26 protein-coding genes are annotated in these 20,989 nt (G+C 31.3%); 8 read left to right on the forward strand and 18 right to left on the reverse strand.

All coding sequences use genetic code 11. The features are described from left to right. Nucleotides 1–93 precede the first annotated feature (93 nt). The gene (locus K8354_RS12285) at nt 94–585 is read left to right on the forward strand and encodes a hypothetical protein (protein WP_223440161.1); all 492 of its coding nucleotides are present in this window, start codon (nt 94–96) and stop codon (nt 583–585) included. A gap of 136 nt (nt 586–721) precedes the next feature. On the opposite strand, the gene K8354_RS12290 is transcribed toward K8354_RS12285, so the two are convergent. The 7 genes from K8354_RS12290 to K8354_RS12320 all read right to left on the reverse strand — a co-directional run bounded on the left by K8354_RS12290 (nt 722) and on the right by K8354_RS12320 (nt 6,195). Then, entirely contained in the window at nt 722–1,666 is a 945-nt protein-coding gene (locus K8354_RS12290; RefSeq protein ID WP_223440163.1) for an alpha/beta fold hydrolase, read from the reverse strand. Nucleotides 1,667–1,668: 2 nt separating this feature from the next. Further along, nucleotides 1,669–2,418, reverse strand: a complete 750-nt coding sequence (locus K8354_RS12295; RefSeq protein WP_223440165.1) for a cyclase family protein — start codon at nt 2,416–2,418, stop codon at nt 1,669–1,671. A gap of 50 nt (nt 2,419–2,468) precedes the next feature. Then, nucleotides 2,469–3,620 (reverse strand): radical SAM family heme chaperone HemW, encoded by a 1,152-nt coding sequence (hemW, locus tag K8354_RS12300; protein ID WP_223447679.1) that lies wholly within the window; start codon nt 3,618–3,620, stop codon nt 2,469–2,471. Between the two features lie 60 nt (nt 3,621–3,680). Then, nucleotides 3,681–4,280: a crossover junction endodeoxyribonuclease RuvC gene (gene ruvC / locus K8354_RS12305; RefSeq protein WP_223440181.1), complete on the reverse strand. Its 600-nt coding sequence runs from the start codon at nt 4,278–4,280 to the stop codon at nt 3,681–3,683. A gap of 293 nt (nt 4,281–4,573) precedes the next feature. Then, nucleotides 4,574–5,263, reverse strand: a complete 690-nt coding sequence (gene mnmC2, locus K8354_RS12310) for a tRNA (5-methylaminomethyl-2-thiouridine)(34)-methyltransferase MnmC2 (RefSeq protein ID WP_223440188.1) — start codon at nt 5,261–5,263, stop codon at nt 4,574–4,576. Between the two features lie 3 nt (nt 5,264–5,266). Next, nucleotides 5,267–5,689, reverse strand: coding sequence for a hypothetical protein (locus K8354_RS12315; protein WP_223440190.1), 423 nt, complete (start codon nt 5,687–5,689; stop codon nt 5,267–5,269). Continuing rightward, a complete protein-coding gene (locus K8354_RS12320) occupies nt 5,689–6,195 on the reverse strand; it encodes a DUF4920 domain-containing protein (RefSeq protein ID WP_223440192.1) in 507 nt (168 codons plus the stop codon). The genes K8354_RS12315 and K8354_RS12320 overlap by 1 nt, the downstream gene beginning before the upstream one ends. Before the next feature lie 119 nt (nt 6,196–6,314). On the opposite strand from K8354_RS12320, the gene K8354_RS12325 reads away from it, so the two are divergent. The 3 genes from K8354_RS12325 to K8354_RS12335 all read left to right on the forward strand — a co-directional run bounded on the left by K8354_RS12325 (nt 6,315) and on the right by K8354_RS12335 (nt 8,868). Next, nucleotides 6,315–7,373: a branched-chain amino acid aminotransferase gene (locus K8354_RS12325; protein ID WP_223440201.1), complete on the forward strand. Its 1,059-nt coding sequence runs from the start codon at nt 6,315–6,317 to the stop codon at nt 7,371–7,373. Between the two features lie 83 nt (nt 7,374–7,456). Continuing rightward, nucleotides 7,457–8,398, forward strand: a complete 942-nt coding sequence (locus K8354_RS12330; protein ID WP_223440203.1) for an MBL fold metallo-hydrolase — start codon at nt 7,457–7,459, stop codon at nt 8,396–8,398. Nucleotides 8,399–8,418: 20 nt separating this feature from the next. After that, nucleotides 8,419–8,868 (forward strand): nuclear transport factor 2 family protein, encoded by a 450-nt coding sequence (locus tag K8354_RS12335; RefSeq protein ID WP_223440205.1) that lies wholly within the window; start codon nt 8,419–8,421, stop codon nt 8,866–8,868. Nucleotides 8,869–9,004: 136 nt separating this feature from the next. Here the strand turns inward: K8354_RS12335 and K8354_RS12340 are convergent, their stop codons facing one another. Next, entirely contained in the window at nt 9,005–9,406 is a 402-nt protein-coding gene (locus tag K8354_RS12340; RefSeq protein ID WP_223440206.1) for a hypothetical protein, read from the reverse strand. Nucleotides 9,407–9,425: 19 nt separating this feature from the next. On the opposite strand from K8354_RS12340, the gene K8354_RS12345 reads away from it, so the two are divergent. Further along, a complete protein-coding gene (locus K8354_RS12345; protein WP_223440211.1) occupies nt 9,426–10,673 on the forward strand; it encodes a response regulator in 1,248 nt (415 codons plus the stop codon). A gap of 156 nt (nt 10,674–10,829) precedes the next feature. On the opposite strand, the gene K8354_RS12350 is transcribed toward K8354_RS12345, so the two are convergent. After that, nucleotides 10,830–11,216 carry a pyrophosphohydrolase domain-containing protein gene (locus tag K8354_RS12350; RefSeq protein WP_223440218.1) on the reverse strand — a complete coding sequence of 129 codons (387 nt, stop codon included), beginning with the start codon at nt 11,214–11,216 and terminating at the stop codon, nt 10,830–10,832. A 278-nt stretch (nt 11,217–11,494) separates the two neighbouring features. Between K8354_RS12350 and K8354_RS12355 the strand changes: the two genes are divergently transcribed. After that, nucleotides 11,495–11,701, forward strand: coding sequence for a hypothetical protein (locus tag K8354_RS12355; RefSeq protein ID WP_223440226.1), 207 nt, complete (start codon nt 11,495–11,497; stop codon nt 11,699–11,701). A gap of 3 nt (nt 11,702–11,704) precedes the next feature. Here the strand turns inward: K8354_RS12355 and K8354_RS12360 are convergent, their stop codons facing one another. The 4 genes from K8354_RS12360 to K8354_RS12375 are packed head-to-tail and all read right to left on the reverse strand — an operon-like array spanning nt 11,705 to nt 15,302. Beyond that, a complete protein-coding gene (locus K8354_RS12360; protein WP_223440228.1) occupies nt 11,705–12,622 on the reverse strand; it encodes an ion channel in 918 nt (305 codons plus the stop codon). A gap of 20 nt (nt 12,623–12,642) precedes the next feature. Continuing rightward, nucleotides 12,643–13,398 carry a hypothetical protein gene (locus K8354_RS12365; RefSeq protein ID WP_223440230.1) on the reverse strand — a complete coding sequence of 252 codons (756 nt, stop codon included), beginning with the start codon at nt 13,396–13,398 and terminating at the stop codon, nt 12,643–12,645. Next, nucleotides 13,398–13,955, reverse strand: coding sequence for a DNA-3-methyladenine glycosylase I (locus tag K8354_RS12370; protein ID WP_223440232.1), 558 nt, complete (start codon nt 13,953–13,955; stop codon nt 13,398–13,400). Before K8354_RS12370 ends, K8354_RS12365 begins: the two co-directional genes overlap by 1 nt. Next, nucleotides 13,956–15,302 (reverse strand): M24 family metallopeptidase, encoded by a 1,347-nt coding sequence (locus K8354_RS12375; RefSeq protein ID WP_223440240.1) that lies wholly within the window; start codon nt 15,300–15,302, stop codon nt 13,956–13,958. A gap of 225 nt (nt 15,303–15,527) precedes the next feature. Between K8354_RS12375 and K8354_RS12380 the strand changes: the two genes are divergently transcribed. Then, nucleotides 15,528–15,962 (forward strand): DUF6146 family protein, encoded by a 435-nt coding sequence (locus K8354_RS12380; protein WP_223440242.1) that lies wholly within the window; start codon nt 15,528–15,530, stop codon nt 15,960–15,962. On the opposite strand, the gene K8354_RS12385 is transcribed toward K8354_RS12380, so the two are convergent. Both K8354_RS12385 and K8354_RS12390 read right to left on the reverse strand, forming a co-directional pair. Next, the gene (locus K8354_RS12385) at nt 15,955–16,449 is read right to left on the reverse strand and encodes a dihydrofolate reductase (RefSeq protein ID WP_223440244.1); all 495 of its coding nucleotides are present in this window, start codon (nt 16,447–16,449) and stop codon (nt 15,955–15,957) included. The genes K8354_RS12380 and K8354_RS12385 overlap by 8 nt on opposite strands. Nucleotide 16,450: 1 nt before the next feature. Beyond that, nucleotides 16,451–16,900 (reverse strand): hypothetical protein, encoded by a 450-nt coding sequence (locus tag K8354_RS12390; protein ID WP_223440246.1) that lies wholly within the window; start codon nt 16,898–16,900, stop codon nt 16,451–16,453. Between the two features lie 286 nt (nt 16,901–17,186). On the opposite strand from K8354_RS12390, the gene K8354_RS12395 reads away from it, so the two are divergent. Continuing rightward, the gene (locus K8354_RS12395; protein WP_223440248.1) at nt 17,187–17,483 is read left to right on the forward strand and encodes an isoamylase early set domain-containing protein; all 297 of its coding nucleotides are present in this window, start codon (nt 17,187–17,189) and stop codon (nt 17,481–17,483) included. Between the two features lie 71 nt (nt 17,484–17,554). Here the strand turns inward: K8354_RS12395 and K8354_RS12400 are convergent, their stop codons facing one another. The 3 genes from K8354_RS12400 to K8354_RS12410 all read right to left on the reverse strand — a co-directional run bounded on the left by K8354_RS12400 (nt 17,555) and on the right by K8354_RS12410 (nt 20,767). After that, nucleotides 17,555–18,379 (reverse strand): thymidylate synthase, encoded by an 825-nt coding sequence (locus K8354_RS12400; RefSeq protein WP_223440255.1) that lies wholly within the window; start codon nt 18,377–18,379, stop codon nt 17,555–17,557. A 357-nt stretch (nt 18,380–18,736) separates the two neighbouring features. Beyond that, the gene (locus K8354_RS12405) at nt 18,737–20,140 is read right to left on the reverse strand and encodes a NupC/NupG family nucleoside CNT transporter (protein ID WP_223440259.1); all 1,404 of its coding nucleotides are present in this window, start codon (nt 20,138–20,140) and stop codon (nt 18,737–18,739) included. Nucleotides 20,141–20,155: 15 nt separating this feature from the next. Further along, nucleotides 20,156–20,767 (reverse strand): bifunctional nuclease family protein, encoded by a 612-nt coding sequence (locus K8354_RS12410; RefSeq protein ID WP_223440260.1) that lies wholly within the window; start codon nt 20,765–20,767, stop codon nt 20,156–20,158. Nucleotides 20,768–20,989 lie beyond the last annotated feature (222 nt).

A 20,989-nucleotide genomic window follows, 5' to 3' on the forward strand; every position in this document is an offset into this window, starting at 1 on the left:
TATTTAGTTTGTTTCTAAAATTAAAAAACCATACTTTCGTTAAATGCGTATTCTAAACTACATGATGCGCAACAAACCAAAATCTGAAAAAATATGAATTCTTATGCTGACAGTAAACAGAAGAATAAAAGCCAATCGTTAGCTAGTGAATCTTTCCAAAAGAAGAGCAGTAGTGAATCTAATTTTCAGTTTGTAGATAACCGACCTGAAGCTGTTGCGCAAAGAAAACTGCAAAATATAGCTAATAATAGTATGCAAATTGCGCAACTAAAAGGTTTTCAAGACATGGCTAACAATAGCCATGAAGTCGTTCAAAGAATTGGTTGGGACGACTTATTGGAAGCGGGTACTGCTATTGCCGATCAGCTTCTTGGGGAGCGGACCGCAGAAGCTGTGGTCAGTGCTGTGAATCCTTATAACGCATTGTCGCTTGGAGAGCGTGCAAGCTTAATTTTGGCTGCCACTGCAAACGCAACCATGGCAAACTTATCAACTGTGATGGGAGCTCTTGGTGCTGATCCTCAACTTATAAATCTTATAGAAAATGCTGAGGAAGCGAGAGACATCGATGAGTTGGGTCGATGAAAATAGTTCAAAAAATCAATGTGTTTTTAATTTTGCTTTAAATATTCTATTTCATGATCCCATGAAGCCTATAATTTTTAAGAAAACAAAGCATATTACATAGAATAAAAGCAAATAAAATAGGAGTATTCTCACGTTAGCGAATTCTAATAAATTCCTCCAAAATAGCTAAACTCTCTTCAGGATTTTCTTCCATAGGAACGTGTCCTGAATTTTCTAAAACAACCAATTTTGAGTTTGGTAAAGCTTTATCCATTCGTTTTCCATTATCTAAAGGAATCCAGGTATCTTTTGCTCCCCAAATTAATAGTGTCGGAGTTTGGATACTTTTCAATTTTTCTAAATTTGATTTTGTTCCTAGCTTAAAATCTATTTTTGCTCTATCTATAAAGGCTTGTCTATTGCCAACTCGTAAAGCCATTTTATGATAACGTGTAATTAGTTCATCAGTAATTTTAGATTCATTGCCATACACTTCTTTCATGTTTTTTTTGATGAAGAATTTTGGTGTCACATATAAAAATAGTGAATTTAAAACAGGCGTTTTTGCCATTTTGAAAATAGCAGGTTGTTCTTTGTTTGTGGGCAATCCGCTTGCATCAATCAAAATTAGTTTTTCTATTTTTTCAGGATGTTCGGCTGTATAATTCCACGCAATATTTCCGCCTAAGGAATTTCCTGCTAGATGGAATTTATCAACTTTAATTTCCTCTAAAAATTGGTGTAAAAAGTTGGTATAGGCTTTTATAGAGTAATCTGCATTTTTATTGGGACCTGTAATTCCGAATGCTGGTAAATCCATTCTTATGACTCTATAATTTTTGGTGAGCTGTTTTGTCCAATCGTTCCAAGTATGCAAAGAAGAAGCTGTACCATGCACTAAAACAATAGGAAATCCTTTTCCTTCATCTCTATAATGCACTTGCATTCCGTCTATTTCTATAAATTTAGAATGCTCTTTTGCATATTCCTTTTTTAAATCATCTACAGAAATATCGGCATAAAAAATACTACTGATGAAGAGCATTAAAATCACTAAAACTGTGTAGAAATAATATTTTATATTTCTATTTTTCGTCATTCTTATTTTATGATTTCATACAAAATAGGTTTGCTTGGTGTGGCATCATTTTCAAAAGGAGCAATCATTAAATTGAGTAAATATTCGCCATCCTCTACGGAGTTAGGAACATAAATAAACTCAGTAATTGTAGCATCCATTCTGATTTCGCCATCTGTATTCCAAAATGCATTATGTGATAATAACTGTCCATCATCTTTTTCTTTATCTACTGATGGTAAATCAATTAACAAATGTTTTATGCCTTTTTCTCTTAAATAAATAGCCGCTTTCTCAGACAGATATGTTGGGTTTGTATCTGAATATCGCATACTCTTTTTCTCCTCTAAATTAGGCAACGTTCTGATTACAATAGCATCACGTTTTTTGTTTCTCAAGGCATTTTTTAGTTGTTTAACGCCAATCAAAAAATCTCCATTATGAAACAAAGGAGCAATTGTAACAACTTCTGCTAAGAAAATAAAATATTTTAAATTTTTATTTATTGAATGTACTTTCTCCGTAATATGACCCACACATTCTGTGTGTGTAATATGTGAATGTGGATTAAATTGAATATTATTAAAATTAACAACGGCACCATTCGCAACGCTTATTTCATAACCATCTTGTGTTTCCGCAGAAATCTTTGGATCATCCGCGTACCAAGCATTTATATTCTGTTTTGATACATCAATCGGAATTGAAATATCTATTGGATTAGAAATATCTACCTCTATTTTTCTTGAATTATATTCTATAGTTGCTTTCATTTATGCTGAACTTGTTTCAGTAATTTTTTAGTTATTTTCTTACATTTTAATTACGCTAAATTTAGCATAAATAAATCTGACGCCAATCCGTCAGACAAAAATTTTCCCTTTTTAGTAGTTTTTAAAACATCGTTTTCAATATACAATAATTCTTGTTGAATAAACTTTTTAGATTGCATTTGTAAATATTTTGAATAATTGTTTCCGAAATCTCTTTCTATTTTTGATAAAGAAACTCCCCAAATTGTGCGTAAACCTGTCATTACATATTCATTATATCGATCTGTTACAGTTAACGTTTCTCTTTGAATTGCCAATTCGTTTTGATTTATTTTTTTTATATAAATAGCATTATTTTGTACATTCCAACTTCGTTGTTTTCCGTTAAACGAATGCGCTGCTGGCCCTATACCCAAATACGATTTACCTAACCAATATGCCGAATTATTTTTACTGAAAAAACCTGCTTTTCCAAAATTTGATAATTCATAATGTATAAAATCTGCTTTGCTTAATTCTTCTGTAAGAATTACAAATTGTTCTTCTGCTTTGTCATCATCTACATTTTTAATAATTCCTTTTTTTATAAAATTTGCCAACGCTGTTTTTGGCTCTACGGTTAAAGCATAACTAGAAATATGTGGTACTCCAAAATTTAACGTAGTTTGAATATTTTCTCTCCATTGTTCGTTTGTACAATCTGGAATTCCGTAAATTAAATCTACAGAAATATTACTAAAATATTGTGTTGCAATTTGCAAACATTCGATAGCTTCATTAGAATTATGTGCTCTATTCATCAATTTTAAATCGTGTTCAAAAAAAGATTGTACACCAATACTCAATCTATTTATTTTTGATTTAGAAAGCTCAATTATTTTTTCTTCTGATAAATCATCCGGATTTGCTTCTAACGTAATTTCTGGGTTCTCAACCACAATAAAATTACTATAAACAGCTTCTATCAATCTATTTATTTCTTGGGTTGATAAAATACTTGGCGTTCCTCCACCAAAATAAATGGTTTCAATAGTTGCTCCATTTAATTCACTTTTTCGTAATTCAATTTCTTTGATTAAGCAAGATATTAATTCGTCTTTCTTTTTTAAAGACGTTGAAAAATAAAAGTTACAATAGTAACAAGCTTGTTTACAAAATGGAATATGGATGTAGATACCAGAGGCCCCATCTAACTTCCCCAAAGGGGAAGAATTCTCACTATTATGAGACGACTCTAAATATGATTTTTGTGCCAAATTTGTTTATTTTTTCTTTCTCAAATTTACAACGATTCCGCTTTTTGAGCCCCCTTTGGGGGTTTGGGGGCTATTCTGTTTAACGAAAGAAGCCCAACCTGTATAGTTTTTTCCTCCCACAACTTTTCCAGAATTGTAAAAATGACAAACGGCTGCTGCTAAACCATCTGTAGCATCCAAATTTTTAGGCAAAGTTTTTAAATTTAAAAGCGATTTTAACATTAAAGCCACTTGCTCTTTACTAGCACTTCCGTTTCCGGTAATCGACATTTTAATTTTCTTTGGTAAATATTCTGTAATCGGAATTTCTCGAGACAATCCTGCCGCCATGGCCACTCCTTGCGCTCTACCCAACTTTAACATGGATTGTACATTTTTACCAAAAAAAGGTGCTTCAATCGCTATTTCGTCCGGATTATAAGTGTCAATTAATTCGATCGTTCTTTCAAAAATTAACTTCAGTTTTAAATAATGGTCTGTATATTTGGTAAGCATTAATTCATTCATTTGAATAAACTCCATCTTTTTACCAATCACCTTTATAATTCCGAAACCCATAATGGTGGTTCCTGGATCTATTCCTAAAATAATTTTTTCTACTTTCAAAAATTACGAGGAGTTAAAATATTGCCGTTAACAGTGTTTCTGCCTTAAACCAAAGCAATAAAGCTAGCGCTAATAACAAGACTAACATGAGTCCTTTTTTAGGCTTTGATTCTTTCTGTTTCCCAAATTTTCTTTTAAATTTCATTTTATATAATTATTTTGAAATTATTTGTGAATATAAAAATATTTTCGATTCTATTTCGATGAAAAATGGTAATCACTAGAACCGACAAACCGCAAACTACAACGATCAACTGTGAATTTTCACAACAACTGTAAACTGCAATTGCCTTTTACGATCTATTTTTAGTAGCTCTTAACATTTCTCTTTTTCCCGGAGGTCCAGGCAATCTTTCTACCATAAAACCAACAGTTTGCAAGGCTCTTCTTACACTTCCTTTTGCAGAATAGGTGACTAAAATACCCTTAAATTTCAAAGCCGTATACATATTCTGAAAAATTTCTTCCGTCCATAATTCAGGTTGATTTCTAGCACCAAATGCATCGAAATAAATTAAGTTGAAGACATTTTCATCTTGAATATCCGCAAAAAATTGTTTCCTTTTCGTCAGCTGAAAATCTTTTGAAATAGCCAATTTATCTTCCCAAGAAATCTCATGCATGGCATCAAAAATTAATTGATGTTCAGACGCATTTAATTCAGAAACATAATTGAGTTTTTGAATTTCATCCGCTAAAACAGGGTATGCTTCTACCCCGACATACTCTATTTTTACTTCTTTTTTAATGCCTTCTAAAAAAGTAATAAAAGCGTTTAAACCAGTACCAAAACCAATTTCTAAAATCGAAATATTGCCTTTAGATTCAGATTCAAGTTTTGAGCAAACAGGTTCAAACCCACTTTTTATAAAAACATGATAAGCCTCTTGGATAGCGCCATGCTTAGAATGATATTGCTCATCCCAATCTGGTAAATGAATGGTTGTAGAACCATCTGAAGTTATCAAAATTTCTCTTTTCACGATTTATGGAATCAGTAATTTTTTAATTTTTGGAATCGGTCCAATGCAAGTCGTTTTATGACAAGCAATACAGCTGTTAATTGTATTGTTATGTTTTAAAACCAAAGAATCTTTAGAACTTCTAAAAACTTGTTGATAGCTGTCTAAATAAAATTCTGAAAAAGCCTGAAAGGAAGCATCTCTATCCGCCGGATCTGTAAGTGTTGCCGTGTGAATGTTTGCAAACTTTTTCGAAAAATTCACTGGCGTTTTCCCTTCTAAAATAAGCTGTTTATTTTCTAAATTCGCATCATACATTTGTAACATTAAAGCAGCCATTTCTGACTGCTTGTATAGATTACTTTTTTTTATTTGTACTTCCGTCTCTTTTTTAGAAGAACACGCAACGAGCAATACCAATAAAAATATATAAAATAAACTTTTCATTATTTTTTTAACAGAACACCATTCGCCTCAAAAGCAAACTCAATTTTTGGTGCTGTAATCATAGCGATTTCTTCTTTTGATTTCCCTGCATCTTCTGCATAATGTTGCAATTCTTCTACAGAAGTTTCTTGTACAAAAGCTTTTCCTTCTAAAATAACCTCTCTGTCTTTAGCATCTAAAGGCATAAAAAAACCATATTCTTTAAAACGAACCATCGTTTCCTTTTCGCCCACTGGCAACTTCATCCAACATCCTTTTTTAGAACAAACTTCATCTATTTTTGACGCAAATTTTGCAGTAATCGTATCTCCTACTTTCATGTTATTAAATTTTGCCAACATTTCATCAGCAGACATTGCTTTTTCAGCTGTAATTTTATCACCAAAAGCATCAAAATTCATCGCTACTTGATTGGTCTCTTTCTTTTCAGAATTTTCTGTTTCACCCTTTTTACATGCAGAAAAAACTAAAAGTGCCACGGCACAAAATTTAACAAAATTTCTCATAATATAATTATTTAACATTTAAAGAACAAAAGTAATAAATTTACGCAGAAAACGAGTGAAATCTTTGAGATTTGAATACTTAAATTTAGTACATTTGTAGCCTAAATAACCATAAAGAAATGACACCAAATATAGAAATTAATCGTATTAAAGAATCTAAGATTGACTCTGTAGACTTTAACAATTTGCCATTTGGAAGCGTATATTCTGATCATATGTTAGAATGTGATTTTATAAATGGAGCATGGCAAACACCTGTTATTAAACCTTATCAACCAATATCTCTAGACCCTTCTGCAAAGATTTTTCATTACGGACAATCTATTTTTGAGGGAATGAAAGCGTATAAAGATGTTGATGAAAACATTTTACTCTTTAGACCTACTGATAATTGCAAACGCTTAAATAAATCTGCTGAACGATTGGTCATTCCGCAAATTCCTGAAGCTATTTTTATGGAAGGTTTAAAGCAATTATTAAAAGTTGACAGTGATTGGATTCCTAAAAACGAAGGAAGTTCTTTATATATAAGACCTTTTATGTTTGCTACGGGTAAAGGTTTTCATGCCTCACCAGCAGATGCTTATAAATTTATTATTTGTACGGCTCCTTCTGGCGCTTATTTTGCTGGAAAAGTAAAAGTTCTTATTGAAGAAAAATATGCAAGAGCTGCAAATGGTGGTGTTGGTTTTGCAAAAGCTGGTGGAAATTATGCTGCCCAATTTTACCCAACACAATTGGCTATTGAAAAAGGATACAATCAAGTAATTTGGACGGATGACAATACGCATCAATTTATTGAAGAAGCTGGTGCAATGAATATTTTTATCCGAATTAATGACACTTTAATTACGAGCCCAACAAGCGACCGTATTTTAGACGGAATTACGCGTAAAAGTATTTTACAAATAGCCGAAGATAACGGCATAGCAACTGAAGTAAGAAAAATTTCTGTAGGTGAAGTTGTAGAAGCTGCCAAAAACGGAAATTTAAAAGAGATGTTTGGTGCTGGAACAGCTGCAGTAATTTCTCCAATTGCTGGTTTTGGATATCAAGAAAATGATTTTGAATTACCCGTATTAGAGAATCCCTATGCGGCACAATTAAAGAAATTAATTACAGACATACAAACTAACAAAAGCGAAGACCCTTATGGATGGAGGGTTTTAGTAGAGTAGTTTCTATTTAAAATTTTATATACGAAAGCATCAATTTTATAATTGGTGCTTTTTTTGTAGCTTTCACCGTCAAATATTTTTTCATGAAAACCTTTATTTATATTCCGATTTGTTTCATTTTCCTGATGTCGTGCCATCAAAAAAAAGAAAATAAAAAGATTGGCTACGAGCAATACATCACTGTTTTAGGAATTGCACAAGATGGCGGTTATCCTCATATTGGTTGCCAAAAAGTATGTTGTGCTGATTTCTATGCAGGAAGGAAAGAAAGAAAAAGTGTTGTTTCGCTAGGTTTGGTTGATTTGCAAAACCAACAAAAATGGATCTTTGAAGCAACTCCAGATTTACATACCCAATTGGCCGATTTAGAACAAAATCATCTAAAAACAAAGACCATTATTAATGGTGTTTTTTTGACCCATGCGCATATTGGTCATTACACAGGGCTCATGTATTTTGGACGAGAAGCTTATGGCAAAAAAGATATTCCTGTTTTTGTCATGCCAAAAATGAAAGCGTTTCTAACCAATAACGGTCCTTGGAATCAATTGGTTTCCTTGCAAAATATTATGCTCAATGAGCTACAATCAGACTCCACTGTAATTTTGAATAAAAAACTAAAAGTGACTCCTTTTTTGGTGCCTCATAGAGATGAATTTTCTGAAACCGTAGGCTACAAGATTGAAGGCACTCATAAATCTGCCTTATTTATTCCTGATATTGATAAATGGTACCAATGGAAAAAGAACATTCTTGAAGAAGTCAAAAAAGTAGATTACGCTTTTTTAGACGCCACTTTTTTAAATCAGAAAGAAGTAAAAAGAGCGATGATAGAAGTACCGCATCCATTTATTGACGAAACGATAAACTTGTTTAAAAACGAATCTTTAACAACCAAAAATAAAGTAATTTTCATTCATTTTAATCATACAAATCCTGCATTGCAAAAAAATAGTAAAGAACGAATAGCAATAGAAAAATTGGGATTTCGTTTTGCTACCGAAAAAAATAACTACGAACTTTAATAACTTATAAATCACAAAAAATGATAAAACCCATTCTAATTTATTTTTTACTCATCATTTCAATATCGATACAAAGTCAAGAAAAAGAACATACTTTGCAAGCTATTCAAACCACTATTCAGAATTATTATGATGGTTATATAGAAAGAGATCTCAACAAACTCAATAAAGCATTTGATACCGTGAACGGCACGATGAAAATTCCTATTTCAAAAGAAGATCAAACCATGGGTTATAAAAATGCATTCTTTAAAGATTTAATGCCTATTTGGGGAAACCGGGAAAAATTATCAAAAGAAACACTAGAAAATTGTGCTCTAGAAATTTTAAATATCGATGTGGTTGCTACTCAAATAGCAAGTGCAAAAATGCGTATGAAAGTAGATTTAGTAACTTATATTGATATTTTATCGCTTCAAAAAATAAATGGTTTTTGGAAAATAACGAATAAAATTTATATCGTAGAATGAGTATATTTTAGTTTAAAAAGAACTTAAGAAACTTATAATATAGCTTTGTTTATTCATTGCTATACTATTTTTCATGCCCAAGACACTGTATTTTTCATAAAAAAAAACTAAATTTGTTTTCAACCCCCAAGAAAACTCATATGTCTGACTTCTCTAAAACAAGAGTAAAACTAGTATCTAACCTTTCTTTTTTCACTACAATTATTACCGCTATTTGGTACTTTGTTGCTCGATCTATAAACTTGATAGCTTTGAGTAATTGTCTTGGAATTACAGTAATTCTATTTGTTTTATCTGCAATTATTGCTAAAAAAGGAAATCTCGCAATTGCTAGAATATTGTATTTACTGGCCTTAAGCTTTAGTGTTTCTCTTACGGCTTCCTTTATTGGCAGGCCAGGAAGTGTAGAGTTTGTTTTACTATTTGCTATCGGACTTCCTTTTTTGCTTTTTTCTTTTAGAAGAGAACCTTTTTCTGTTGGTTTTTTTGCAATTCTGCCCTGTATTTTCTGGATATTATTGCAACTTACAGATTTCAAACTTTTTACAAAACAGCAAATGAACCCTGAATTAGCTCGAGATTTTATTTATCCCATTTCTGTCATTAGCACAATTGCATTAGCAACGTTTCAATTAATTTATTTCTCTTTACTAAATGGTCGATATTTTGCTAAAATACACAACAAAAAAGATGAAGCTATTGAGGCATCTAATGCGAAGTCTCAATTCTTAAGCACTATGAGTCATGAAATTAGAACTCCTTTAAATGCTATTATTGGTTTATCTTATATCTTAAATGAATCGAAACCACCAGAAAATCTAAAAGAAAATATAGAAGCCTTAAATTATTCGGGTAAAATTTTATTGAATTTACTAAATGATGTGTTAGATTTTAGTAAAATGCAATCGACAAAGATAGAGCTAGATTTAATTCCTACTGACATTCATAAAGCCATACGACAGATAAAAAAAACGCATGAAGCTAGTTGTTTACGAAAAGGAATTACATTAAGTTTAGAGATAGATCATGATATACCAGTTGTTTGGCTAGATATCGTTCGCTTTAATCAAGTTATTAACAATCTGGTTTCTAACGCTATTAAATTTACCAAAAAAGGAGGTGTATCCTTAGTGATTAAAAATAAACCTGCTGATGACCATCAAATTATATTAAATACTACAGTAAAAGATACTGGCATTGGTTTAACACCAGAGCAACAAGAAAAAATATGGGATGCTTTTACCCAGGCTTCTAGCAGCACAAATAGATTGTATGGTGGTACTGGTTTGGGGCTTTCTATTGTAAAAAGTATTATCACCGCGATGAACTCTAGTGTAAAAATTGATAGTTCTATAGGAAACGGCAGCAGTTTTTCTTTCGATTTAGCCTTAAAAATAGCCTCTAAAGACGAACTACTAAAACAAACTGAAAAGAAAGATCGTAATTTTACAAATAAAAAAGTTTTATTAGTTGAAGATAACCTCATCAATGTAATGGTTGGAAAACAAATACTTGAAAAAGCAGGTTTAAAAGTAGAGGTAGCGAATGATGGAAAAGTAGCTGTAAATATGGTTCAAGAAAACCATTATGATACTGTTCTTATGGACATTCAAATGCCTATTATGGATGGATATACAGCATCTTCAGAAATTCGAAAATTTAATACTACGGTTCCAATTTTAGCACTTTCGGCTTCTGTTTTTATTGAAGTGAAAAACAAAATTCAATCCTGTGGTATGAACGGTTTTATTTATAAGCCCTTTGACCCAGAAGACCTTTTGGATAAAATTGAAGAAACCTTTTAATTGTTTTTACTTTTGATGCTCAATTGAATCAAACAAAAATAAAAATTAGGGTAGCCACCTCAAATCCTCTCGATTTATTTTTATTGATTTCGTTTATAGCAAATAACTAAGGGTATGTGTAAAATGATGGTAGCCCTATTTTCTAAACCTAAAATTTTATAGATCCAAAATTCCACTAATATTTGGTTTAGAGTAATTTGGTCCTTTTAAAACTTTACCATCTTCTCTATAAATTGGTTTGCCATTTTCACCTAACTTACTCATGTTACTTCGTTGAATTTCATTAAAAACAGCCTCTATTTTATCTTGCATTCCGTGTTCTATAATAGTTCCACATAAAATATACAACATATCTCCCAAAGCATCTGCAACCTCTACCAAATCATTGTTATTGGCAGCTTCTAAATATTCTTCATTTTCTTCTTGCATCAAATTAAACCGCAATAAATTTCGATCTTCGCCAATATGGGCTACAGGTTCATTGTTCATGTTTAATTTAAAAGCTGTGTGAAATTCAGTTACTGCGGTTATTTTACTTTTCATGTATTTATATTTTAGCGATTCTCGTTTCCAGTAAGCAACTGACTGTCAATTTCTTGTAATAACACCATTGATCATTTGCAATTATTGGTAGAAATATATCGAAGTAGCAGTGCTTTATTTTTTTTGTTTTTATTGATTTATAATGACATCCGAGTTAAATTACAAATGCCGTTCTTACTTTTATTCGTAATTTTGCAAGCAACAATATATAGAAACTTTATGAAAAAATAAAACATCATAAAGGCAAAATATTTTAAACCTTATAAAGAATAAAAAGAATGTTTTTAGGTGCTTATTTTACAACAGGAAGAATTATTTTTATAATTTTCTTTGTACTTGCTTTTGGTTCGCTCATTGTTTGGAGTTACAGAAAAGATCTTAAAAATCATCATCGATATTATAAAGATGCTGGTAAGAAGGTGGCAATTTATGGCGGCATTATTATTGCTGTTTTCGTTGCCATTCGTTTTATATTTGGCAACTAATTTTTACATTTTTTCTACTTCACTTAATTTATCGTGATCTAAAACCGTGAAACCTTCAGCATCAAAACTAGAGGAAGGCACGTATTTTACATCGATCAAAACATCTTTAAAGTCATAGTTATGAAGTTGATATACCTTTTGTGAAAAAGATTCTTCATGATAATTTATGAGTAAGTAAAGATGTGCATCTAAGTTTTTAATTTCTTCTTTCGAATAGGTAACTAACGGACTTTCAGCATTAATTTCATGCACAATTGTCCATATGGTTGGCAAGTACATCACTTTATTCCGCTCTAAATCTAGTGTATGAAAACGACGTTTAAATTCGCCATGCTCATCTTTTTCTGAAATCGACAGTGTTACTGTAATTTCTGGCTCTATCATCACCGTTTTCCGGCTGTTCATCAATCTAAACATTAACGCCCTATGCCCTTTAAAATCTCTTATAATAAGATTTTTACTGAATTTTAAAGACGCTTTAGGTTTTGAAAAACGACCATACAATAAACCGGTGATAAAAGAAAAACTTAACAAACCAATCATCGCTTCAAAAGCTGCAATTAAATTGGCTGTAATTCCTTTTGGCGCAATTCCCCCATAGCCCACAGTCGTTAATGTTTGTGCACTGAAGAAAAATCCGTTTAAGAAATCTGCAAAAAAAGTTCCTTTTGTTTTCGTAATTTGTTCAATACCTATGGCCACATATAGCAACCCAAAAAAGACATTAAAAAGTGTGTATACCAAAATGATTAACAAGAAAAATTGCGACCAAGAAATATCAACAAAAAAGGTATATAAATCATTTATATTTCTTTTTCTGTTGATGTGATTTACATTACTGCCTCCATCATCATTGATAATACTCTTCGCATTTTCTTTTGTATTATAACCAAAACCTGGGTCTCTTGTTTTTCTTGCCATTTATTTTAAGAATGATTCGCCTAGTATTTTTTACTGTTTTTTAAACGAAACCAAGCTATTTTATGTCGTTGTGTATAGATAAAAAAGCAACCAATGTCTAATAAAAAATAAAATAAACTAATACCACTTGGCGGATTATTACTTGGCAAAAACTCAAAAACTTCAAAACCAATATTTGGCCATTTCCAGCAACCAAATGCAGTGCCTCCTATTTCTAAAATGGCGACTAAAATATACATCGTATAAAAAAACAACCGATCTTTTGGTCTTTTTAAAAGCAATAGAAAAACACAAATAGTCATCACAAAACCAAAAACATCTTTAAAAAAAATCAAATAAATAGTGGCAAAAATTGCGATAACGATTGCTAATAATTGCTCTATAGCTTTATGATACTTTCTAATAATAGAAGCTTTACTAAACATAAAAACTCTACCATACAAAGCTGCATGACCAATTGGGACATACCATGGAACATTTTCTAATCGGTAGGTGTACATATTTAATCCTCTAGAAAAAAAATATTCACCTATAAAACCTAAAATAACTGCATAGATCATTAATTCTTTTATTCTAGGTGTGGCTCTTACAAAAAAAATAAAAAAACCAAGAAGCATCAGTATATTAATCCATATTTGCGAGTTCGATATATTGGCGGCAAAATAATTACTATCAAAAAAAAGCACAAAAACAAAGAGTATAAACAGTCCTATTTTCCTATTAAAAACAGCTATAATTTGTTTTAAATCTTCCTTAGGAATCGAAAATACTAGCATTAATTTGGATATTTAAAACAGTCTGTTGTATGATCATTTACCATGCCCACAGCTTGCATATAAGCATACATAACGGTAGCCCCCGTAAACTTAAATCCTCTTTTTTTTAAATCTTTAGACAGTTGATTAGAAATTTCAGTAGTTGCAGGGACTTCTAATCTGGTTTTAAATTGATTTATGATGGGTTGATGATTTACATAACTCCAAATAAATGTAGAAAAAGAACCAAACTCTTTTTGGATATCCATAAATAACTGTGCGTTGGTAATGGCGCTTCTAATTTTTAATTTATTTCTGATAATCCCCTTATTTTGCATCAATTGATTGAATTTACTTTCGGGATATTTTGCAATCTTTTTATAATCGAAATCATCAAATGCCTTTCTAAAATTTTCTCTTTTATTCAAAACAGTAATCCAACTTACACCCGCCTGAAAAGTTTCTAAAAGTAGAAACTCAAACAAAATAGCATCATCATAAACTGGAGTTCCCCATTCATAATCATGATATTCTTGATATAATTTACTTTCTGTAACCCAAAAACATCGGTGTTGCATTTACTCTATTTTTATAGGTTTAATAGCAGTTTGCCTTTCATTTACATAGTCAAATGTATCATCTCCAAAAAAACCTGCCTCTTCCAACATAATTCTAATATCCTTATCCCATTCTTTAATAAAAACTGTGGTATTTAATTCAATGGCATACGCCGTATTTTTTTGAAGCGGATAATCACCATTAAACGGCACTCCTTCCTGAGAATCCCACATACCAATGGTTGTACCAGCACTATGTCCATATTTTCCTAGGGGATGGGTATAAATTGAAGGCCTCAATCCTTCTTTTTTTCCTTGGGATAAAGCTTGTGCTAAAATGTCATTCCCCGTTTTACCAAATTTCATATTGCTCGTTAAAATATCTTGAATCCTATTTCCTTTTTTAAAAGCATCCGTCAGGAAATCAGGGACCTCTTTTTCATCTATATTTAAAACATACGCATGCTGCTGGCAATCTGTATTTAAACCAATGTAGGTGATACCAAAATCGCAATGTAACAAATCTCCTTTTTGAATTATCTTTTCATCTTTCGCTTTTGAAAAAGACTCAATATGAGATTTTAACGCTTCATTATTTCTTTGTACATCTATGGTAGGATGAAACCATGTTGCTAAACCTAAATCGGTTACTTTTTGACGCAGATACCAAACTAAATCTTCTGTAGTAGTTTCTCCGGGAACAATTGTGTTCTCAGAAAAAGTTTCATCAATAATATCATGGGTAATTTTTACTAAATCTCTAAATACAGCCAATTCTTTTTCAGTTCTAGTTTCTATCCAAGCAATCGCTAATTTTTCTGCAGAAACTAATTTAGAACTCATTTCATCCGGTAAATTTTCTTTCAATTCATCATAATCCGTTTTCACCAAACCGTCTGCCAATGCAAAATATTTAGAAAAATTAACACCTATTTTATTTGGATTTCTTTCTTTGATAATGTCCACCAACGCTTTCCATTGATTGGGTTCTTTTTCTTTATCCCAAGCAGATTGTATGCTTTTACCAATATCATATCGGGCAACAGCTAGTCTTTCTAGCGTGTTTTTTTCTTTATTTCTATAAAAAACAATGATGGTTCTTCTTCTAGCATTTAACCAAGTTGCCGGCAACATGGTTTTTAAAACAGGATCTTCATTGTATTCTCTTGAAATTAATAACCACATATCAAGACCCGATTGATCCATTAATTTTGGGAGTAAATTTACAAATCTATCTTCTAAAAGTTCATCTTTTAAAGAAGCCCTATCTACCTCGCTTAAAATTGAATATGTGTTTTTTTCTGGCTCTTTTTGGGAACATGAAAAGGAAATGCTCAAAAAAAATACTGCTACTATGATATACTTCATCTACAAATAATTAAGGTTTAAAATTAATATTTAAAGAATTAAAAACGGTATGTTTTTAAAATAATTTTTCAATTTTTAAATAGATTTACCAACTAGAAGAAGCTCTGAATGCTTTGTAGGTTTTCTAATTTAAAGAATTAACGTGTTTTTGATAAATAATCAGGAAACAAAATAAATACAGCTGAATAGGAATAAATGGATCTAAATTTAATATCTTTAACTTCTATGAAATATTTAAAACAAATACTCGTACTTTTTATTTTTGGAATCTTTTTTTGGGCATGTGGCTCATTACCAAACAATAAAGCATCTGAAATTAAGGAAGAACCTGTTGTAATTGCGAATGACAGTTTAGAATATGAAATTACAATTATTGATATTGGTTTTAATTATTACCTGAATGCAATTGCGCAACCTAAAGGTTTTTACTCACAAGATTATCTTGAAACTAGAAATAGAGTTTGGGTAACTACTTGGAATATGAGAGCTCAAAATCCTGGGCAATTTGACCCCAATATTTATGAAAATATCATTGATTATCAGCCGAACATAAATTATGGCTATGATGTAAACTACAAACTATTCAATTACTTTTTGTTTGCTCAAAGAAAATATAAAATGAATTTAGGTGGGGGCTTTCGAACAGATCGGATTAATTGATGATTTTTTCATACCGCACAAAACTATGCGCTAATGTATTTTTTTCATCCATATCGAAATCTTCTCTTTCTGTTTCTTTCCAAATGTTTAAATCTATTTCAGGAAAAAAGACATCTGCATCGAACTCCTTGTGCACTTGCGTAATATCTAAAACATCAGCCAAATTATTTTCAATAGCCTTCTGATATATCTGAGCTCCACCGATGATAAAAATATGTACCTCTTCTTTTGCCATTTCCAAAGCCTGTTCTAAACTGTGTGCAATTAAACACCCATCTTTAACATAATTTTTATTTCTGGTGATGATCACAGTAGTTCTGTTTGGTAAAGGCCTACCAATAGATTCAAAAGTATTTCTACCCATTAAAATATAATGACCAGTCGTTCGTTTTTTAAAACGCTTTAGATCTGCAGGTAAATGCCAAATTAAATCATTATTTTTTCCTAAGGCATTATTTTTTGCAATTGCTGCTATTATCGTAATCATCTTAATTTGCTATATAATACCCATTAAACTTTACTTTAAAAGGGAGTATAAACTCTATGCTCACTTCTTTATGATCCTTTTGGGCTAATTTTTCTACTTCAATTTTCTCAATAGCTTCCATAAATTTTTCATGAAGCTTCTTTTTTTTAATATTTGATTTTAAAACTTTCAACTTTTTATTTTTATCTAATCGAATTTTAAAGTAAAATTTTACATCCGACTTAAAAGAGCTTTGAGTTTTAGGGTCCAAACTTTTAATGATTTCTTTTTGCATAAAAGCGTTAAAACTAGCCTTATTATTTTTTAGAGAATCTACAACTTTTCTATGCACAAATTCAGGATAATGATCTACTTCTGTTAATTTTACTGTTGTATTTTTATCAAAATGTACATCTTGCGAAAAAACGGTCATCGAAAAACATAAAAAAAGGACTCCTAATATATTTTTCATCGTACAAAAATAAGTCAAATGTTTTGAGATTTCACGTTTTTTAATAAATTACATAAAAAAGAACGCATTAACGAAACCGTTTTCGAGCTAAAATTACTAAAAATAAAGCAAAAAGAAATGCTATTAATTTTAAAAAACCAATAATTAAATTCTACTTTTATTTTGAATTATCTGTAAATAATATATACATTTTATAAAACTGATAATTTTTTCTTCTTATTATCGCATATAGTTTGTAATAACAATCTTCTTACCTACATTTACCCTATAATTTAATCTAATAATTATGGCAATTAAAAAACAATTTTTAAAAAGTAAACCAGTTTGTAAAGTAACTTTTACGGTACCTGCTGAAGAAGCTAGTAGTGTTGCAGTAGTTGGAAGTTTTAATGAGTGGAATGTAGAAGCGACACCTCTTAAAAAATTAAAAAATGGATCTTTTAAGGGTACTATTGATTTAGAAACAGGCAGTTCTTATGAATTCAGATATTTAGTTGACGGCGAATATGTTAATGAACAAGAAGCAGATGGTACTGTTTGGAGTGATTTTGCTGGCGCAGAAAACAGCTTATTAAGCTTATAACTGCATGTAAGCATAAAATAAAAGAGCTTTGAATTAATTTTGAAAGCTCTTTTTTGCTTTGGCAGTAGTTTCTATATCGCAACGACTCCTTTTATATGAGGATGAGGATTGTAGTCTGATAGCTCAAAATCATCAAACGAAAAATCTTCTATGTCTGTGATATCTGGATTTATTGTCATTTTTGGTAAAGGCCTAACATCTCTAGACAACTGTAATTCTAATTGTTTTATATGGTTGTTATAAATATGTGCATCTCCAAAAGTATGGATAAAATCACCTGCCTCATAACCACAAACTTGTGCAATCATCATCGTAAACAAAGCATAAGAAGCAATATTAAAAGGAACTCCTAAAAATATATCTGCACTTCTTTGGTACAACTGACACGATAATTTTCCTTCAGAAACATAAAACTGAAAAAAGGCATGGCAAGGAGGTAGCGCTGCTTTTCCATTGGCAACATTATCAGCAAAAGAAATGCTGGTATCTGGCAATACTGATGGGTTCCAAGCAGAAATAAGCATTCTTCTAGAATCAGGATTTTTCTTTAAAGTATCAATCACTTCTTTTAACTGATCTACTTCATCGCTGTTCCAGTTTCGCCATTGGTGGCCGTAAACTGGACCTAGATCTCCATGTTTATCCGCCCAAGAGTTCCATATTTTTACACCGTTTTCTTGTAAGTATTTAATATTCGTATCCCCTTTTATAAACCAAAGCAATTCATAAATAATAGATTTTAAATGTAACTTTTTAGTCGTTACCATCGGGAAACCCTCACTTAAATCAAAACGCATTTGATATCCAAAAACACTTTTTGTTCCGGTTCCTGTTCTATCTCCTTTTTCGTTTCCGTTTTCTAAAACGTGTTTTACTAAATCGTGATATTGTTTCATAAGCCCATCTGAATCTTCCCAAAGGGAAGAAACACTCTTGTGTTAAAAATTAACTGTAAAAATAGAAAAAGCATCAGTAATTCTATAATTTATTTTTTTAAACCTATTTAAAAAGTCAATAAAGTTATACAAAATTACACCAATACTTTAGAAGTTTAACAATACATTTCAGAAGGTTACGGCGTAATTTCATAGGGATTATTGTTCTTTCCTTTATTCTGAAAATATAAAATATTTCTTCCCTAAAAATTGAGTTTTTTACTTGAACTTAAGTTATAATTGTGGTAAGAACCGTAAAAATTAATGACCTTTTATTTATTTTCCATTTCAGGGAAATATCCTCAAGGAAAAGTGGATTTACCCTATAATCATTCCTGCAATGGTTGCAGACATTAAAGAAGCAATGGTACCCCCTAATAAAGCCTTCATTCCAAATTCTGATAATGTTTTACGCTGACCTGGCGCTAAAGAACCTATCCCTCCTATTTGTATCCCTATCGAGGCGAAATTTGCAAAGCCACATAACATATACGTTGCCATAATGATAGATTTGTTAAACGTTAAATGCGTGGCACTTGCTACGTTTTTTAATTCTGCTAGTTGAATATAACCGACAAACTCACTTGCCGCCAATTTTATCCCTAATAATTGTCCCATTAAAGCAATATCTTCGGATGCAACACCAATTAGCCACATTAAGGGCGCAAAAATATATCCTAAGATGGCTTCTAACGAAAGTGCTTCATAAGCAGTATTTACTGCCATCCAAGAGTTTAGAGTTGTAATATCTCCTACCCATCCTAAGATTCCGTTAAGCATAGCAATTACAGCGACAAAAACCAATAACATTGCACCGACATTTACCGCCAATCGCAAACCCTCTGTAGTTCCGTTTGCAATGGCATCTAAAATATTTGAGCCTATTTTTTCTTGAGAAACTGTAACATCTGTATTGACTTCTTCCGTTTGCGGGTACAACATTTTAGAAATTACAATAGCGCCAGGCGCTGCCATTACAGAGGCTGCTAATAAATGTTTGGCAAAAATGAGCTCTAATTCCTTATCACCACCACCCAAGAAGCCAATATAGGCCGCCAAAACTGCTCCGGCCACTGTTGCCATACCTCCAATCATCACCAATAACATTTCTGACCTATTCATTTTCTCTAAATAAGCTTTGATTAGCAATGGTGCTTCGGTTTGCCCTAAAAAGATATTTCCGGCAACAGACAAACTTTCCATCCCAGAGATTCCTAAAAATTTTGACAATCCAATTGCCAATATTTTTACCACTTTCTGAATAATTCCTAAATAAAACAACAAAGAAGTTAGTGCCGAGAAGAATATAATTGTTGGTAATACTTGAAAAGCAAAAATGTATCCAAATTTATTCATATCACCAACCATACCTGCAAATAAGAATTCACTACCAGCTTTGGTATATTCTAAAATTTCAATAAAAATACTCCCAATAAATTCGAATATTTTCTGAATAAATTTTACTTTTAAAACCCCCACTGCAATTAATAATTGCAAGGACAAACCAATTCCTACTTTTTTCCAATCGATGGCTTTTCTGTTACTGCTGAATAAAAAAGCGATTAAAATCAGAGCAAACATTCCTAAAACTCCTCGCCATAAACTATTTAAAGAAAACCCTTGACTCGGAATAATTTCAGTTAATGTAGAAACTACCTCTGTATTTTGAGAAAAAGTTGAAATGGATAAGAAGCAAAAAACAAAAACAAGTATTTTTTTCATGATAAAAATGTAATTTTAAGAACGCTTACTTATCTCGTCTCTTATTTTTGCTGCTAATTCGTAATTTTCATTATCCACGGCAGTATGTAATTGCTTTTGTAATTCTTTTAAAGTAAGATTTGAAAAATTGCCAGTATCTTTAATGTCTACTTTCTCTGTTTCTAGCGATACCTCCTTAGACCCAAACTTATTTTCAATGGCCATTTCTTCATCAACTTTTAGATAAATTCCCGCTTTATCTATAATATTTTCATACGTAAAAATAGGTGCATCAAACCGAACAGCAATGGCAATAGCATCAGAAGTTCTTGTATCTATGATTTCTTCTTTGCCTTCTCTTTCACAGATTAAACTAGAAAAGAAAACACCATCTACTAATTTATGAATAATAACCTCTTTAATATTGATATCAAAAGCATCAGAAAATGTTTTGAATAAATCGTGCGTAAGTGGTCTTGGTGGTCTTATTTCTGATTCTAAAGCGATGGCTATCGATTGTGCTTCAAAAGCTCCGATTATTATAGGCAAGGTTCTTGCCCCATCTATTTCACTCAAAACCAATGCGTAAGCACCACTTTGAGTTTGGCTGTAAGAAATACCTTTAATGGTTAATTGTATTAAACTCATATATTTTGATCCAAAAAACGATACTATTTAAAATTGATATCGTCATTTACTGTCATTATAAACAATTAAAGTTCTCTTTAAATTGAAATCGACTTCATAAAAAAATCAAGTTCATCAGAACTGTTAGCAATGACAAAATTCTTTATTTTTGTTCTTCTTTTTGACGGCACAATTTAATAAAAATAATAGATTGATAACTTTTATTTCATCAGTTTTTAAAAA

Source organism: Polaribacter litorisediminis (assembly GCF_019968605.1).
Taxonomy (GTDB): Bacteria; Bacteroidota; Bacteroidia; order Flavobacteriales; family Flavobacteriaceae; genus Polaribacter; species Polaribacter litorisediminis.

Coding starts and splice junctions, on each gene's coding strand:
- K8354_RS12285 (WP_223440161.1), top strand. CDS start 94: ATGAATTCTTATGCTGACAGTAAACAGAAGAATAAAAGCCAATCGTTA.
- K8354_RS12290 (WP_223440163.1), bottom strand. CDS start 1,666: ATGACGAAAAATAGAAATATAAAATATTATTTCTACACAGTTTTAGTG.
- K8354_RS12295 (WP_223440165.1), bottom strand. CDS start 2,418: ATGAAAGCAACTATAGAATATAATTCAAGAAAAATAGAGGTAGATATT.
- K8354_RS12315 (WP_223440190.1), bottom strand. CDS start 5,689: ATGAAAAGTTTATTTTATATATTTTTATTGGTATTGCTCGTTGCGTGT.
- K8354_RS12320 (WP_223440192.1), bottom strand. CDS start 6,195: ATGAGAAATTTTGTTAAATTTTGTGCCGTGGCACTTTTAGTTTTTTCT.
- K8354_RS12325 (WP_223440201.1), top strand. CDS start 6,315: ATGACACCAAATATAGAAATTAATCGTATTAAAGAATCTAAGATTGAC.
- K8354_RS12330 (WP_223440203.1), top strand. CDS start 7,457: ATGAAAACCTTTATTTATATTCCGATTTGTTTCATTTTCCTGATGTCG.
- K8354_RS12335 (WP_223440205.1), top strand. CDS start 8,419: ATGATAAAACCCATTCTAATTTATTTTTTACTCATCATTTCAATATCG.
- K8354_RS12345 (WP_223440211.1), top strand. CDS start 9,426: ATGAACCCTGAATTAGCTCGAGATTTTATTTATCCCATTTCTGTCATT.
- K8354_RS12350 (WP_223440218.1), bottom strand. CDS start 11,216: ATGAAAAGTAAAATAACCGCAGTAACTGAATTTCACACAGCTTTTAAA.
- K8354_RS12355 (WP_223440226.1), top strand. CDS start 11,495: ATGTTTTTAGGTGCTTATTTTACAACAGGAAGAATTATTTTTATAATT.
- K8354_RS12360 (WP_223440228.1), bottom strand. CDS start 12,622: ATGGCAAGAAAAACAAGAGACCCAGGTTTTGGTTATAATACAAAAGAA.
- K8354_RS12365 (WP_223440230.1), bottom strand. CDS start 13,398: ATGCTAGTATTTTCGATTCCTAAGGAAGATTTAAAACAAATTATAGCT.
- K8354_RS12370 (WP_223440232.1), bottom strand. CDS start 13,955: ATGCAACACCGATGTTTTTGGGTTACAGAAAGTAAATTATATCAAGAA.
- K8354_RS12375 (WP_223440240.1), bottom strand. CDS start 15,302: ATGAAGTATATCATAGTAGCAGTATTTTTTTTGAGCATTTCCTTTTCA.
- K8354_RS12380 (WP_223440242.1), top strand. CDS start 15,528: ATGAAATATTTAAAACAAATACTCGTACTTTTTATTTTTGGAATCTTT.
- K8354_RS12385 (WP_223440244.1), bottom strand. CDS start 16,449: ATGATTACGATAATAGCAGCAATTGCAAAAAATAATGCCTTAGGAAAA.
- K8354_RS12390 (WP_223440246.1), bottom strand. CDS start 16,900: ATGAAAAATATATTAGGAGTCCTTTTTTTATGTTTTTCGATGACCGTT.
- K8354_RS12395 (WP_223440248.1), top strand. CDS start 17,187: ATGGCAATTAAAAAACAATTTTTAAAAAGTAAACCAGTTTGTAAAGTA.
- K8354_RS12400 (WP_223440255.1), bottom strand. CDS start 18,379: ATGAAACAATATCACGATTTAGTAAAACACGTTTTAGAAAACGGAAAC.
- K8354_RS12405 (WP_223440259.1), bottom strand. CDS start 20,140: ATGAAAAAAATACTTGTTTTTGTTTTTTGCTTCTTATCCATTTCAACT.
- K8354_RS12410 (WP_223440260.1), bottom strand. CDS start 20,767: ATGAGTTTAATACAATTAACCATTAAAGGTATTTCTTACAGCCAAACT.